This window comes from Xenorhabdus budapestensis (assembly GCF_017743015.1).
Classification (GTDB): domain Bacteria; phylum Pseudomonadota; class Gammaproteobacteria; order Enterobacterales; family Enterobacteriaceae; genus Xenorhabdus; species Xenorhabdus budapestensis.
Genome location: NZ_CP072455.1, coordinates 3,780,664 through 3,795,484 on the forward strand (window position 1 = coordinate 3,780,664; position 14,821 = coordinate 3,795,484).

General features: G+C 43.6%; 13 protein-coding genes and 2 pseudogenes. 5 read left to right on the plus strand and 10 right to left on the minus strand.

Annotated elements, in window-relative coordinates; translation table 11 throughout:
• Nucleotides 1-2: 2 nt before the first annotated feature.
• From ispU to rpsB, 6 genes are all read right to left on the minus strand, one after another.
• Complete coding sequence (gene ispU / locus HGO23_RS16655) at nucleotides 3-722, minus strand: (2E,6E)-farnesyl-diphosphate-specific ditrans,polycis-undecaprenyl-diphosphate synthase (protein WP_209028811.1); 720 nt, start codon at nucleotides 720-722, stop codon at nucleotides 3-5.
• A 349-nt stretch (nucleotides 723-1,071) separates the two neighbouring features.
• Nucleotides 1,072-2,268: a 1-deoxy-D-xylulose-5-phosphate reductoisomerase gene (ispC, locus tag HGO23_RS16660; protein WP_209027301.1), complete on the minus strand. Its 1,197-nt coding sequence runs from the start codon at nucleotides 2,266-2,268 to the stop codon at nucleotides 1,072-1,074.
• Nucleotides 2,269-2,435: 167 nt separating this feature from the next.
• Complete coding sequence (frr, locus tag HGO23_RS16665) at nucleotides 2,436-2,993, minus strand: ribosome recycling factor (protein WP_047679441.1); 558 nt, start codon at nucleotides 2,991-2,993, stop codon at nucleotides 2,436-2,438.
• 146 nt (nucleotides 2,994-3,139) lie between these two features.
• Complete coding sequence (gene pyrH / locus HGO23_RS16670) at nucleotides 3,140-3,868, minus strand: UMP kinase (RefSeq protein ID WP_099135023.1); 729 nt, start codon at nucleotides 3,866-3,868, stop codon at nucleotides 3,140-3,142.
• Nucleotides 3,869-4,008: 140 nt separating this feature from the next.
• Complete coding sequence (gene tsf, locus HGO23_RS16675) at nucleotides 4,009-4,866, minus strand: translation elongation factor Ts (RefSeq protein ID WP_099135024.1); 858 nt, start codon at nucleotides 4,864-4,866, stop codon at nucleotides 4,009-4,011.
• A 162-nt stretch (nucleotides 4,867-5,028) separates the two neighbouring features.
• A complete protein-coding gene (rpsB, locus tag HGO23_RS16680) occupies nucleotides 5,029-5,754 on the minus strand; it encodes a 30S ribosomal protein S2 (protein ID WP_099135025.1) in 726 nt (241 codons plus the stop codon).
• A gap of 398 nt (nucleotides 5,755-6,152) precedes the next feature.
• Between rpsB and map the strand changes: the two genes are divergently transcribed.
• The 4 genes and pseudogenes from map to dapD all read left to right on the plus strand — a co-directional run bounded on the left by map (nucleotide 6,153) and on the right by dapD (nucleotide 11,388).
• Nucleotides 6,153-6,956: a type I methionyl aminopeptidase gene (gene map, locus HGO23_RS16685; RefSeq protein WP_209027302.1), complete on the plus strand. Its 804-nt coding sequence runs from the start codon at nucleotides 6,153-6,155 to the stop codon at nucleotides 6,954-6,956.
• 208 nt (nucleotides 6,957-7,164) lie between these two features.
• Nucleotides 7,165-7,667 (plus strand): annotated as a pseudogene (locus HGO23_RS16690) (IS1 family transposase); the annotation flags it as partial.
• A 178-nt stretch (nucleotides 7,668-7,845) separates the two neighbouring features.
• Nucleotides 7,846-10,500 carry a bifunctional uridylyltransferase/uridylyl-removing protein GlnD gene (gene glnD, locus HGO23_RS16695; RefSeq protein WP_209027303.1) on the plus strand — a complete coding sequence of 885 codons (2,655 nt, stop codon included), beginning with the start codon at nucleotides 7,846-7,848 and terminating at the stop codon, nucleotides 10,498-10,500.
• A gap of 45 nt (nucleotides 10,501-10,545) precedes the next feature.
• Nucleotides 10,546-11,388 (plus strand): 2,3,4,5-tetrahydropyridine-2,6-dicarboxylate N-succinyltransferase, encoded by an 843-nt coding sequence (gene dapD, locus HGO23_RS16700; RefSeq protein ID WP_099135028.1) that lies wholly within the window; start codon nucleotides 10,546-10,548, stop codon nucleotides 11,386-11,388.
• Between the two features lie 121 nt (nucleotides 11,389-11,509).
• Here the strand turns inward: dapD and HGO23_RS16705 are convergent.
• Nucleotides 11,510-12,145, minus strand: a pseudogene (locus HGO23_RS16705) (hypothetical protein).
• A 236-nt stretch (nucleotides 12,146-12,381) separates the two neighbouring features.
• Between HGO23_RS16705 and HGO23_RS16710 the strand changes: the two are divergent.
• Entirely contained in the window at nucleotides 12,382-12,768 is a 387-nt protein-coding gene (locus HGO23_RS16710) for a DUF3461 family protein (RefSeq protein WP_099135029.1), read from the plus strand.
• 86 nt (nucleotides 12,769-12,854) lie between these two features.
• Here HGO23_RS16710 and HGO23_RS16715 read toward each other — a convergent pair whose 3' ends face one another.
• From HGO23_RS16715 to HGO23_RS16725, 3 genes are all read right to left on the minus strand, one after another.
• The gene (locus HGO23_RS16715) at nucleotides 12,855-13,301 is read right to left on the minus strand and encodes a flavodoxin (protein WP_099135030.1); all 447 of its coding nucleotides are present in this window, start codon (nucleotides 13,299-13,301) and stop codon (nucleotides 12,855-12,857) included.
• A gap of 81 nt (nucleotides 13,302-13,382) precedes the next feature.
• A complete protein-coding gene (gene truC, locus HGO23_RS16720; RefSeq protein WP_209027304.1) occupies nucleotides 13,383-14,144 on the minus strand; it encodes a tRNA pseudouridine(65) synthase TruC in 762 nt (253 codons plus the stop codon).
• Between the two features lie 5 nt (nucleotides 14,145-14,149).
• On the minus strand, nucleotides 14,150-14,500 hold the full coding sequence (locus tag HGO23_RS16725; protein WP_209027305.1) for a YqcC family protein: 351 nt from the start codon (nucleotides 14,498-14,500) through the stop codon (nucleotides 14,150-14,152).
• Between the last annotated feature and the right edge of the window lie 321 nt (nucleotides 14,501-14,821).

The window sequence follows — 14,821 nt, forward strand, 5'->3', positions numbered from 1 at the left end:
TCCTATGATCCCACTTCGGCATCGTCTGGTGTTCCGCCAAATCGGCGTTCTCGTTTGGCAAAGGCATGAATAGCACCTTCAAAAGCTGTTTCATCAAAATCAGGCCAAAGTATATCGGTAAAATACAATTCTGCATAAGCGATCTGCCATAACAGGAAATTACTGATACGATGTTCGCCTCCTGTTCTGATCACTAAATCAACATCAGACTGCTGACTCAAATTCATGAAACTACTTACTGTTGCTTCGGTAATTTCCTCAGGATTAAGCTGATCTGCTCTGGCTTTCTCAACAATTTGCTTGACACTCTGAACCAAATCCCAACGGCCTCCATAATTGGCGGCGATATTAAGCTGCAATCCGGTATTGTCCGCCGTCAATTCAACTGAACGACGGATACGTTCCTGTAACCGTGGGCTAAACCGACTGATATCACCAATAACAGACAATTTCACATTGTGCTTATGTAAGTTCTTCACTTCATTATCAAGGGCAAAAACAAACAGTTCCATCAATGAACTGACTTCTTGTTGTGGACGATTCCAGTTTTCACTACTGAAAGCATATAATGTCAGTGATTCGATGTTATTCTTAACCGAAAAGCTCACAGCACTTCGTACAGATTTAATTCCAGCACGATGACCAAAAACTCTTAATTTCCCACGCTTTTTTGCCCAGCGGCCATTACCATCCATAATGATAGCAACGTGTCTGGGTAACATTAGCGATGAGCCACAATCACTAGGCGATATCACTCAAACTAATCCTTAAATAACATAAGCTGGCTTCTTACTGGTTCAAGACTTTCACACATGAAAAAGCCGTGTTAACGATTACCACGGCTATTTCTGGAATAAACCCGAATGAAAGCCTTTACCTCTGATATACCCTTGATCTCTTAAGCTGCTTCTTTCGTTGTTGGCTGTGCGACAACTCAGAATCTATCGGGTATATACGCCCGCAAAAACGTGTGCCAAATATCGAAATGGCTCTTATAACAACTATAATTTACCTGCGAACTATATCATTTGCCCAAACGCAAACAAACATATACTTATTTAGCGAAATTCGCTAATTAGCAAAGGCTTTGATTGCCTCTTTCGCTAAAGTTCTCGCGATGTTATCGATTTCTAAGACCTCCTCAATGCTTTGAGGTTCAGATAAACTTAATTTTTCAACTACCTGCAGATTCACCATGGCGATATCAGTAAAACGAATTCTATTCTGTAAAAAAGCACTGACGGTTTCTTCATTAGCTGCATTCAATGCTGTTGTTGCAGCCTGACCTTCATGACATGCATCAATCGCCAATTTAAGGCAGGGATAGCGGTGATAGTCCAACGCTTCAAAAGTGAGTGTACTAAGTTCAGTAAAATCCAGTGGTTTCGCACCGGATACAATGCGACTAGGATAAGCCATACCATAAGCTATCGGAGTACACATATCCTGTGTTCCCAATTGCGCAATGATACTACCATCATGGTAACGAACCATTGAGTGGATCACTGATTGCGGATGTAACAGCACTTCCATTTCATCAGCAGAAGCATTGAACAGATTACGGGCTTCAATATATTCCAACCCTTTATTCATCATTGTTGCAGAGTCAACGGAAATTTTACGCCCCATTGACCAGATTGGGTGAGCACAGGCCTCATCAGGTGTAACATGAGGTAATATTTCCAAGGGTGTTTTGCGGAATGGTCCACCGGAGCCTGTCAAAATAATACTGGAGATACCATGATCTTTTAAACTCGCAGTACCGAGGTTATGTTGCACTGATTCAGGCAGACTTTGGAAAATAGCATTATGTTCGCTATCAATCGGCAGTAATTGCGCTTTATATTGGCTAACCGCCTCCATAAACAGGCGGCCACTAGTAATAAGAGATTCTTTATTAGCCAGCAGAACTTGCTTACCCTTGCGAATCGCCGCCAGTGTTGGCAGTAACCCAGCGATACCAACAATGGCAGACATGACTTGATCGACATCTCCCAGCGCCGCTAAATCACAAATGGCATCTTTTCCAGACAGGACTTCGATCTGGCTGCCTTGTTCCTGCAATAAATTCCGCAATTCTGTTGCTGAATATTCATCTGCCATTGCAGCATACTGAGGCTGAAACTCCAAACATTGTTGTGCCATAAGTTCGCTATTTTTCCCGGCGACAAGTGCCACAACTCGGAATTTATCTGGGTTATTTCTGACAACTGAGAGCGTACTTTTCCCGACGGACCCCGTTGAACCGAGGATAGTTAAGCGTTTCATTTTTATACTCTAAGTATTCTACTGACATAAAATCGCAATAGTTTGATCTGTCCTGATCGTTATGTCCATTGCTTGAGAAAGAAATGTGATACGAAATGGAATATTAGTAATATCAAATAATAAGAACAACGCCGCAAGGCTGCGGCGTTGATTCGAGAAATGGCAACTTAGAAATCCATCAATTCTGCTTCTTTATTCGCCAGTGCTTCATCAATCTTTTTGATGAAACTATCAGTCAGTTTCTGAATATCGTCCTGTGAACGACGTTCTTCATCTTCACTGATTTCTTTATCTTTCAGCAGTGCTTTAACCTTATCGTTAGCATCACGGCGGATATTACGAATGGACACACGACCTTGTTCTGCATCACCACGAACGACCTTAATCAGATCTTTACGACGTTCTTCAGTCAGTGGTGGCAGAGGAACGCGAATGATGGTTCCAGCGGAAGATGGGTTTAAACCCAGATCAGAAGCCATAATCGCTTTTTCAACAGCTGCGGTCATAGAACGATCAAATACCGTGATCGCTAAAGTACGCGCATCTTCGGCAACAACGTTCGCGATCTGACGCAATGGCGTTGCAGCGCCGTAATATTCAACGCTGATGCCATCCAACAGGCTAGGAGAAGCACGGCCAGTACGCACCTTGCTGATTTGGTTTTTCAGTGCTTCGACGCTTTTTTCCATGCGGTCTTGTGCGTCTTTTTTGATTTCATTAATCACGTTATAAACCCTTGGGAGCTGGTTATGTTCTAGACCATAAATATTAACATGATATTTTATGGCCCTGTGTCATTAAACTCGGCGTATCAGAACGCTGATAATACCGTCAAATTTCACCGATGTCTCTGAGTACGGGAAGTGATAAATCAGCCGTGAGAAATCAATGTACCTTCACTTTCCCCCATGACAACACGACGAAGTGCACCTGGTTTGTTCATATTGAAAACACGAATTGGCAGGTTATGGTCACGGGCCAGTGTAAAGGCTGCGAGATCCATGACTTTCAATTCACGCTCCAATACTTCCTGATAAGTAAGCTTATTATAGAGAACGGCTTCAGGATTTTTTGTAGGATCAGCAGAATAGACCCCGTCAACTTTGGTTGCTTTTAACACAACATCCGCTTCAATTTCAATGCCACGCAAGCAAGCTGCGGAATCTGTCGTAAAGAACGGGTTGCCAGTACCTGCCGAGAAAATAACAACACGACCGTGACGCAGTAAGCTGATAGCTTCAGCCCAACTATAGTTGTCACATACGCCATTCAGCGGGATAGCGGACATCAAACGGGCGTTCACATAGGCGCGGTGTAAGGCGTCACGCATTGCCAGACCGTTCATCACGGTCGCCAACATGCCCATGTGGTCGCCGACTACACGGTTCATTCCTGCTTCAGCCAACCCGGCTCCACGAAACAGGTTACCTCCGCCAATAACGACACCGACCTCAATACCCAGCTCAACCAGTTCTTTGATTTCCTGAGCCATACGGTCTAAAACGCTGGCATCGATACCAAAACCTTCTGCGCCTTGCAGGGCTTCTCCACTGAGCTTAAGCAGGATTCTCTGATATACGGGTTTTGCATTGGTTGCCATGGTGTTCAGTCCTAAGCAGATAAGGATTATTGGGGATTACTACGATTTATTCAATTACTACACATCCATGCTATGCAGCCAGATGTAAAATTCATCTTGAAATAAAACAGAACCGCCAATCGGCGGCTCCGTTTAAACAATTAAGATTGTTTGCTCATTGCAGCAACTTCTGCTGCGAAATCAGCTTCAACTTTCTCAATGCCTTCGCCCACTTCGAAGCGAATAAAGTCGATAACTTTAGCATTGTTTTCTTTCAACAGAGCACCAACAGTTTTGCTTGGATCCATCACGAAATTCTGACCAGTCAGAGAGATTTCGCCGGTGAATTTGTTCATACGGCCAGAAACCATTTTCTCTGCGATTTCACGTGGTTTACCAGACTGCATAGCGATGTCCAGCTGGATCTGATGCTCACGCTCAACAACGTCAGCAGGAACGTCAGTTGGGTTTACATATTCTGGCTTGCTTGCAGCAACGTGCATTGCGATGTGTTTGATCAGCTCTTCATTTGCGCCTTCAGCAGCAACCAGAACACCGATACGAGCACCGTGCAGGTAAGAACCTACCGCTTCACCTTCCAGAATAGCAACGCGACGGATGTTGATATTTTCACCGATTTTCGCTACCAGAGCAGTGCGCTGTTCTTCGAACTTAGCTTTCAGTGCATCGATGTCAGCGTTTTTGTCAGCCATAACGGAAGCAATAACTTCTTTACCGAATGCCAGGAAACCTGAATCTTTAGCAACGAAGTCAGTTTCACAGTTCAGTTCAACAATACCTGCGAATTTAGCATCAGCTGAAACTTCAACCAGGATAACGCCTTCAGCCGCAACACGGCCTGCTTTTTTAGCTGCTTTTGCCTGACCTGATTTACGCATGTTATCGATCGCCAGCTCGATATCACCATTTGCTTCAACCAGTGCTTTTTTACATTCCATCATGCCTGCGCCAGTACGCTCACGCAGTTCTTTTACCAGAGCAGCGGTAATGTCAGCCATTTGTTTCATTCCTCGATGTGTCTCGCGGGAAGATAATATTCCGCGTGGAAAGTTATCAGATAGTAGTTCTATATCAGATAAGTAAAGGGGGCCATAACAGGCCCCCTAACCAATATATTTCAATACCTGGTCAATAAGGGGCTCAAGAACGAGCATGCCTTATTATTCAGCGTCTACAAGACCTTCTTCGGCCTGAACAACCAGATCTTGTGAACGGCCTTCACGAACAGCAGTCGCCGCAGCGTTCAGGTACAGTTTTACTGCACGGATTGCATCGTCGTTACCAGGGATGATGAAATCAACACCATCTGGATCAGAATTAGTATCAACAACAGAGAATACTGGGATACCCAGGTTGTTTGCTTCTTTGATAGCAATATGTTCGTGTTCAGCATCGATAACAAACAGAGCATCAGGCAGGCCGCCCATGTCTTTGATACCGCCCAGGCTGTTTTCCAGCTTGCCAAGTTCACGAGAACGCATCAGCGCTTCTTTCTTGGTCAGCTTGTCAAAAGTACCGTCCTGAGACTGAACTTCCAGATCTTTCAGACGTTTAATTGACTGACGAACAGTTTTCCAGTTGGTCAGCATACCACCCAACCAACGGTGGTTAACAAAGTATTGGTCACAGCTCAGTGCTGCTTCTTTTACTGCTTCGCTTGCAGCACGTTTGGTGCCAACAAACAGAATTTTGCCTTTACGGGAAGCAATTTTGTTCAGTTCTGCCAAAGCATCATTGAACATTGGAACAGTTTTTTCCAGATTGATGATATGAACTTTGTTACGAGCGCCAAAGATGAAAGGTTTCATTTTTGGGTTCCAGTAACGAGTCTGGTGACCGAAGTGAACGCCCGCTTGTAGCATATCGCGCATGGAAACAGTTGCCATTTTAGACCTCATAAAGTTAATTGGGGTTATGCCTCCACAGATCCCATGACACCGACTCTTTAACTGTGTGCTATTCATACCATATGAAGGATATTCATACGAATTAGCCACATGAGAGCACCCCGGTGTATGTGCCGATCCGTGTGTGTTATTTACACAAATGAGTTTATTCAGCATTTCTGTAATACTGCTTCTACAGGAAACAATTACACAGAATACCGGCGCGGTTTATACCATAAACCGCGCCCATACACCAACATTTGTTACAGCTTTCTGCTAGTCTTGGCGATCAACAGTTATTGTTAGATATACAGTGGGCTGATACCATTACCATCATCATTTTTTTCTTAATTAATATCAAAGAATCGGTAACTCCCCGATTCTGATGGACTGATTTCATGGCTATTACTATCAAAACAGACGAAGAAATTCAGAAAATGCGCGTTGCCGGGCGTCTGGCAGCAGAGGTTCTGGAGATGATCGAACCGCACGTTAAGGCGAGCGTAACCACTGGTGAACTTGATCGCATTTGCCACGAATACATCACGAATAAACAACAGGCCATTTCTGCTTGTCTGGGTTACCACGGTTTCCCCAAATCCGTCTGTATCTCTGTTAATGACGTGGTTTGCCACGGTATTCCAAGTGATGACAAGGTACTGAAAGAAGGCGACATCGTTAACATTGATGTAACTGTGATTAAAGATGAATTTCACGGTGATACTTCCAAAATGTTTATTGTCGGTACACCAACTATTCAGGGCGAACGCCTGTGCCGTATCACTCAGGAGAGCCTGTACTTTGCCCTGAAAATGGTTAAACCGGGTATCCGTCTGCGCAGCCTCGGCAAAGCAATTCAGCAATACGTGGAAAATCACGATTACTCTGTAGTTCGCGAATATTGTGGTCACGGTATCGGCAGGGGTTTCCATGAAGAACCTCACGTGCTTCATTACGATGCTGATGACGGTGGCGTTATTCTACAAAAAGGCATGGCCTTCACTATTGAACCTATGGTCAACACCGGCGATTTCCGTATCCGTACCATGAAAGATGGCTGGACAGTCAAAACTAAAGATCGCAGCTGGTCTGCGCAATATGAACATACCCTTGTTGTTACTGACAATGGTTGCGAAATCATGACATGGCGTAAAGAAGAAGAACCACATATTTCAGCCGTATTAGTTAATATACAACCATAAAAATAGGCAAAGCCAGACCTTAAAAGCCCAATACCGAGTTGGGCTTAAATAATTCATCTATTCAAAACATCAATCTGTATTAAATATAATATGCCCGCTTTCTCTTCATAGAAATATCAAAGAGCATAACCTATATGTCTAAATGGTCACGAATTCAACGCGTTGTTCTTTAGATATAATAGCCATTTTTTGATGAGGGAGAATTTTTGTGGCAACGGTTGACGTGAAGTGTCGCTTTTGCGATCAGACAAAAGATGTCAAAAAGCATGGTACGGGTAGAGGTGGTCATCAACGTTATCGTTGTTTGTCTTGTAATCGCACTTTCCAACTTGACTATTCCTATCGTGCCTGCGAAGCCGGAATTAAAGAAAAAGTTGTTGATCTCGCGATGAATAATGCAGGTATTCGTGATACCCGCACGGGCATTACATATCAGCATTAATGCGGTTGTTCACACTTTAAAAAACTCTGCCCGCGATGTGTAACAACACGCCCTCTGGATAATGTGGAAATTCATCTTATTTTTTGCGAAGTTGACGAATGTGGTCTTTTGTTGGAAATAAAAAGCAACAACGTTGGCTATGGTATGCTTGGGAACCTCGACTAAAGCGTATCATTGCACATACTTTCGGCAAACGAAGCAAACAAACACTCAAGAAACGCTTGAAAAAGCTCTCTCGATTCAATGTCGCCTTCTGGTGTACAGACAATTCGGAACTTTTATCGAAAGAGAATATTATATTTAGAGCCAATCAATACGTTGAATGCATGACCCTGAATAGGATATTGATAAATACAGTTCTTGTACATAAACTGTCCCCATCAGGGCTTCATCATCGACCACTAACGCCTGTTCATCTCACGGTTTTCTTATCATAGGTTTCTGAATATGCCAGTTGATATTGCTTTTGCGCATGCTCCTATTCCTCCTCTGTCTCCAGTGGAATTTTCCCACAATGACCTTCAGTGTCCCGCACTGAAACAGCATATCGATGAGTTTCAATTGTGGCTTGAGCAAGCATTCAAAGCTGGCATTTCTCCGACAGCATTGATTTATACCCGCAGTGATTATATTGACAGGCTTCTGACACGATTATGGCAGCAACAAGGGTTTGATCAGATAGATTCACTTTCCCTGATTGCGGTCGGTGGTTATGGCCGACGCGAGTTGCACCCTCTTTCTGATATTGACCTGCTAATACTGAGTGAGTCTCCTCTGACTGAAGAGCAATCAACCCGCATAGGGCAATTCATTACGCTGCTCTGGGATATTCGTCTGGAAGTCGGTCACAGTGTCAGAACATACGAAGAGTGCCTTGAGAAAGGGCTTGCTGATCTGACAATCGCCACAAACCTTATTGAATCCCGTTTAATTTGTGGTGACTTACCCCTGTTCCTCCGCTTACAGAAGCAAATTTTCAGTGATGATTTCTGGCCATCAGCCCAATTCTTTGCCGCCAAATTAACCGAACAGAAAAAACGCCATCAACGCTATCACAGCACCAGCTATAATCTGGAACCCGATATCAAAAGCAGCCCAGGGGGATTACGTGATATTCATACTTTACTTTGGGTTGCTCACCGCCATTTCGGGGCAACATCTTTAGATGAAATGGTTGATTTTGGCTTTCTGACCTTTGAGGAGCGTAATGAATTAAACGAATGCCAGAATTTTCTCTGGCGTATCCGTTTTGCCCTCCATCTGGCCGTTACCCGTTATGACAACCGACTGCTGTTTGAACGCCAGTTCAGTGTAGCTCGGCTTCTCGGGTATGAAGGAGAACGCAATCAACCTGTTGAGCGGATGATGAAGGATTTCTACCGCATGATGCGCCGTGTCAGTGAGCTGAACAACATGCTGCTGCAACTTTTTGATGAAGCAATTCTGACACTACAGCCTGACGAAAAGCCACGCGCTCTGAATGATACATTTCAGTTGCGGGGAGATCTTATTGATGTGATTGATGACACACTGTTTAGCCGTGATCCTGCCGCAATTCTGAAAATGTTTTATCATATGGCAGTCCATCAGGAGATTACAGGGATCTACTCCACTACATTGCGCCAACTTCGCTATGCCCGCAGAAATCTCAGACAGCCTTTGTGTGAACTGCCTGAGGCCCGAAAAATTTTCATGAAAATCCTGCGCCATCCTCATGCGGTCAAAAGCGCTTTGCTCCCAATGCATCGCCATAGTGTTCTAAGTGCCTATACGCCACTTTGGAGTAATATTGTCGGTCAAATGCAGTTTGACTTGTTCCATGTTTATACCGTTGATGAACATACTATTCGGGTATTGCAGAAGCTGGAAAGCTTTGCTGATGAAAATAACCGCATGCTCCACCCTGTATGTGTCGAACTCTATCCTCGTATTCCACAACCTGAATTGTTGCGACTGGCTGCTTTTTTCCATGATATCGCCAAAGGGCGTAACGGCGATCATTCCGAGCTGGGTGCCAAAGATGCGTTCACCTTTGCCATACAACATGGGCTGACAACTCGTGAAGCAGAGTTAGTAGAATGGCTCGTTCGATATCATTTGCTTATATCAATCACTGCACAGCGACGGGATATCCAAGATCCCGAAGTCATTCAGCAATTTGCCTGTCAGGTCAAAAATCAAAATCGCCTGAATTACCTACTCTGCCTTACTGTCGCAGATATCTGCGCCACAAACGCCAAACTATGGAACAATTGGAAACAGAGCCTGTTGCACGAACTCTATTTCACTACCGAAACCCAGTTACTCAAGGGAATACAGAATACACCTGATTTACGTGAGCGTATCCGCCATCACCGCCTACAAGCTCTGGCTCTGCTACGTCAGGAAGCTATTGACGAAGAAAGATTACATAACATCTGGAGCCGCTGTCATGCAGATTATTTTTTGCGTCATACACCGGATCAGTTAGCCTGGCACGCCAGCCATCTGGTTAACCATCAATCACCGGAACCAATGGTATTAATCAGTGCCTCATTTTCTCATGGAGGAACGGAAATTTTCATCTGGTGTCAGGATCGGCCTTCTCTTTTCGCTGCCGTTGTTGGAGAGTTAGATCGACGTAACTTAAGCGTCCATAATGCCCAGATCTTTACCAATCGGGATGAAATGGCGATGGATACCTTTGTCATACTGGATCCGAACGATCACTCACTGGCACCAGATCGTCATGAACCCATTCGCCGGGCTTTACTCAAAGCCATTAATACTCCTCATCCCAAAGCCCCTAAAATACGTAACTTACCAGCGAAATTACGTCATTTTGATGTTCCGCCTAACGTGAATTTTTTACCGACACAAAATCCCCGCCGTACTTATATGGAACTGGTTGCGCTGGATCAACCGGGGCTGTTGGCACGGGTTGGCAGTATTTTTGCTGAATTAGGAGTTTCCCTGCATGGTGCCCGCATTACAACTATCGGTGAACGCGTGGAAGATTTTTTTGTGCTGGCTAACAAAGATCTCCTGGCACTAGATAAAAAAATCAGAGAGGAATTATCAGAAAGGTTGACAGAAGCCCTTAACACCAAGGATAAAGTATAACTTTAACTAACCAATATTCGACTAAATATGAGGGATCCCATACCAATGCAGCAATTACAATCCATTACCGAATTAATGGCCATTATTGAAAATGCATTTGAAAACCGCGCCGACATCACACCTGTGACCGTTGACAAGGCAACTCGTAACGCCGTCAACCAAGTCATTCAAATGCTGGACAGTGGTAAACTGCGTGTCGCTGAAAAAATCGCAGATGAATGGGTCACATATCAATGGCTGAAAAAAGCAGTATTGCTCTCTTTCCGTATTAATAACAACCAAGTTATGGAAGGGGCTGAAAGCCGCTATTTCGACAAAGTGCCTATGAAGTTTGCTGATTATGATCAGGCTCGTTTCGAAAAAGAAGGTTTCCGTGTCGTGCCTCCCGCGGCAGTCCGTCAGGGAGCATATATTGCACGTAATACAGTGTTAATGCCATCTTACGTCAACCTCGGTGCCTATGTAGATGAAGGTACAATGGTAGACACTTGGGCAACTGTCGGCTCCTGTGCCCAAATCGGTAAAAACGTTCATTTGTCTGGTGGCGTTGGCATTGGCGGTGTGCTGGAGCCATTGCAAGCCAATCCAACTATTATTGAAGACAATTGCTTTATTGGTGCCCGTTCTGAAATCGTAGAAGGGGTTATCGTGGAAGAAGGTTCCGTGATCTCAATGGGTGTTTACATCGGTCAAAGCACCAAAATCTATGATCGTGAAACAGGCGAAATCCACTACGGCCGTGTACCAGCGGGATCTGTCGTCGTATCCGGCAACTTGCCTTCCAAAGATGGCAGTTACAGTCTGTATTGCGCTGTTATTGTGAAGAAAGTGGATGCTAAAACTCGCGGCAAGGTTGGCATTAATGAATTGCTGAGAAATATTGATTAAATATTAAAAATAGCAAAAACCATCTAATTAATTGATTCAACCTGCTAACAGATATAAACCTCGTTAAAAATAACGGGGTTTTTTCTTGAACGATATAAAATTCCACCTTGCCGAAACCACTTTATTTAACTGATAATTCGTCTTTAGAAATGATTGCTAACCTATTCTGATGATGTTCCGGGTCTCCCCATAACCACATTTCTTGGCGGCTAACATCATCTTCAGCCAGGATCCTGCGTAACTCACAAGTAATCATATCATAGGCATAAACATACATGCTGTATGCCAATGCGTCATACATCCGATCCTGCCAAAAAGCCATACCATCAGTAGCCGGATTCATATCTGATACAATGACATTATATCGTTCAATGAGATAATCAAAAACACCTTGCCTGCTAAGTCACGTAATACTGCTCTATGCTGAGGAGTCCTGATACGCCAAACAAGAATTTGTGTTACAGGCCGACAATTCAATACAACATCTGACTGTATAACCACTCGGTTATAATAAGCAACCTCCTTAGAGGCATCATTAACCAAAGCTAATTCGAAATGAGACTGACTAATCCAATCACTCAATCGTCTATCAACACGAACCATACGATAGCCGGGAGGAAGCATTAACCCTTTTATCTGATTTGTGATCTCTGCTCCGCTCATTAATGAAGTTATAGAAGGCATGATTATCTGAACTTTCATTTAGGTGAGCGAAAACCTCATTGATCTTCTGAGGATCTATCAATCTCTTAGGCAGATCTTCCCCCCTTCTTCTCACTTAAAATAAATAACGCAGTTATCAAATTGATAAATATTTCTTCATTGGATATTAGTTGGATTGAACCCTAAGTTCAATAAGCGAACTTGTTACTTTTTGTTCGATTTTTTCCTAACGATTAACCAATTGACTTTTAACAATGACGAAATGGATAATAAATCTACCATTTTTGCCTTTTCCATTTCATTTTTATTTAGGTGACTAGGTAACGCGCTATGTACGATAACTTGAAGAGTTTGGGGATCACACATCCTGAAGATATTGATCGCTATAGCATCCGTCAGGAAGCGAATAACGACATTCTTAAGATTTATTTCCGTAAAGATAAAGGTGAATTTTTTGCCAAAAGCGTTAAATTCAAATATCCACGCCAACTGAAAACGGTATCTGACGATAACTCAGGGCAAGGTTACAAAGAAGTCAAAGAGATCAACACTAATCTGCGTTATGTGCTTGAGGAACTGGATCAAATTTGCAAACGTGAGCAAGCAGAGGTAGATTTAAAACACAAAATTCTGGACGACTTACGTCATCTTGAGCATGTTGTTGCCAATAAGATTGCAGAAATCGAAGCAGATTTGGAAAAACTGACTCGTAAGTAATTAAGTCAGACGTGTTATACACCGCTTATTCCTCTTCGTAAATTGACCTGACCAAAATGAAGGGTATAAGCGGTGTGACAGAAATCCTATAGCAAGGTTCCCCAATCCTCAACCCAATCCTGGGCAAAGACTTCCGGCTCAACCACTTCAGCGGCATCAATCAACAAAAGCTCTCCGAACCGTTTAGCGCCCTGTTCTTGTAACAGTTCATCAAAGGTATGACCGCCTCCGCAAAATGTGTCATAACTACTGTCACCCAATGCAATTAGGCCATAACGTAAATCAGGTTGATAGCCCAATTGATCACTCAACTCGGTATAAAGCGGTTGAATATTATCAGGCAGATCACCTTGTCCGGTTGTGGATGTCACCACCAGAACAACCTGTTGCAAATACACTTGCCATTGTTCCAGAGTCGCATCTTCAAAGACCTCGACCTCATGTCCTTGCTGCTCAAGAACTTGCTGCGCTTCTTCCGCAACCGCCAGCGCATTACCATAAACTGTACCAACGAAAATACCAATCTTTGCCATAGATATTGATCTCTTTAATGTTTGATACTGCTTTTATTCGTGAGTGGTTGGCCCCTTTATTTTTCAAGCTGCTATTTTTGGCTACAACTCGAAAGTTATCGGGCGTGGACATTCCAGCTCTGGCACAACACCTTGCCAGCCAAATTGTTCAAGCAAATACTGCCACGGTGAATCCCATCGGGCAGTCAACAGAAGGTTTTCTCCTGTCACCGGATGCTGAAGCTGAAGATGGCTTGCATGCAGCATTAATCTTCCCGTTTGATAATATTTAGCAACTCCTCGATTTTGTCGCAAATCCCCGTGTGTAGTATCCCCGATGATGGGATGACGGATATGCGCCATATGCCGCCGCAACTGATGCCTACGGCCAGTTTTGGGCTTCAGTTCCAACAAACTAAAACGTGATGTCGGATAGCGCCCAATTTCAACCGGACACTCAATTTTCGCCAATGCACGGTAATGAGTAATTGCTGATTGTGCTTCCCTATCCGTATCCGCGAACTTATCCGCAATTTTATCCAACTCTTCCATTAATGCGTAGTCAATAATATCTTCTCCGTCGACATAACCACGCACAACCGCATGATAGGTTTTTTGCATCTGCTGGTATTCTAATTGTTGAGAAAGTATTCTTGCCACTTCGCTTGACAGTCCCATCAACAAAACGCCCGATGTTGGTCTATCCAACCGATGAACAGGGAAAACATGCTGCCCAAGTTGATCGCGCAGTGTCTGCATGACAAACACGGTTTCATGACGAGCCAGCCAGCTACGATGAACCAACCAGCCCGCAGGTTTATTCACAGCAACAATGTGTTCATCCTGATAAATAATCTCCAACATATCAACTATTCCGTGTCACTATTCTGTGTAAAATCCCCCGGTACAAACAGACTGTCCAATTCGCGCAGATGCTCAAGCAACGGCAAATAACGTTCTGTTTCTTCCTTATATACTTCTTCAAAATATGGTGCGATGACAAACTCCGTCGGTAGACAAGCTTTCTGTTCAATCAGAGCACACATTCTCGGAATGAGCACCCACTGGAGCCACTCTTCAGCAGCCATAGTATCAATCGAAAAAGGTTCTGTGCTTTCAAACACTTCTGGTTTAGGAGAATAGCTCTGCCATAAACCAACTGTTTTCATAGTGGCTTCAATAAGCTGTAATTTGTGTAGAATTTGTGTCTCGATACTCATGGTTATTTATCTTATCTCAGTTGTGCTGATGACTGATGTTCTGATGACAGAAGTTGCCATCACGTCATTAGACCGTAAGAGTACCATTGTTCGATTTCAGCGGAAAATTTGTGGCAAGATAAAGTGTCACAAAATAAGAGGGGAGACAAAATCTCCCCTCTTATTTGATTGTCATAGCAGTCCTGCTAAATTGGTCGCTTCCTGCTCATTCCCTGATAAAATACATCCCTGTCAGTTACTCCTTAAAAGATCATTATACTGATAGTATCCGGCAAACCTGCCTATACCTTTTCGTCCCTGAGCCACCTTCCTGATGGTTCG

Coding starts and splice junctions, on each gene's coding strand:
- rpsB (WP_099135025.1), bottom strand. CDS start 5,754: ATGGCAACTGTTTCCATGCGCGATATGCTACAAGCGGGCGTTCACTTC.
- pyrH (WP_099135023.1), bottom strand. CDS start 3,868: ATGGCAACCAATGCAAAACCCGTATATCAGAGAATCCTGCTTAAGCTC.
- dapD (WP_099135028.1), top strand. CDS start 10,546: ATGCAGCAATTACAATCCATTACCGAATTAATGGCCATTATTGAAAAT.
- ispC (WP_209027301.1), bottom strand. CDS start 2,268: ATGAAACGCTTAACTATCCTCGGTTCAACGGGGTCCGTCGGGAAAAGT.
- tsf (WP_099135024.1), bottom strand. CDS start 4,866: ATGGCTGACATTACCGCTGCTCTGGTAAAAGAACTGCGTGAGCGTACT.
- HGO23_RS16725 (WP_209027305.1), bottom strand. CDS start 14,500: ATGAGTATCGAGACACAAATTCTACACAAATTACAGCTTATTGAAGCC.
- HGO23_RS16715 (WP_099135030.1), bottom strand. CDS start 13,301: ATGGCAAAGATTGGTATTTTCGTTGGTACAGTTTATGGTAATGCGCTG.
- ispU (WP_209028811.1), bottom strand. CDS start 722: ATGTTACCCAGACACGTTGCTATCATTATGGATGGTAATGGCCGCTGG.
- truC (WP_209027304.1), bottom strand. CDS start 14,144: ATGTTGGAGATTATTTATCAGGATGAACACATTGTTGCTGTGAATAAA.
- map (WP_209027302.1), top strand. CDS start 6,153: ATGGCTATTACTATCAAAACAGACGAAGAAATTCAGAAAATGCGCGTT.
- glnD (WP_209027303.1), top strand. CDS start 7,846: ATGCCAGTTGATATTGCTTTTGCGCATGCTCCTATTCCTCCTCTGTCT.
- HGO23_RS16710 (WP_099135029.1), top strand. CDS start 12,382: ATGTACGATAACTTGAAGAGTTTGGGGATCACACATCCTGAAGATATT.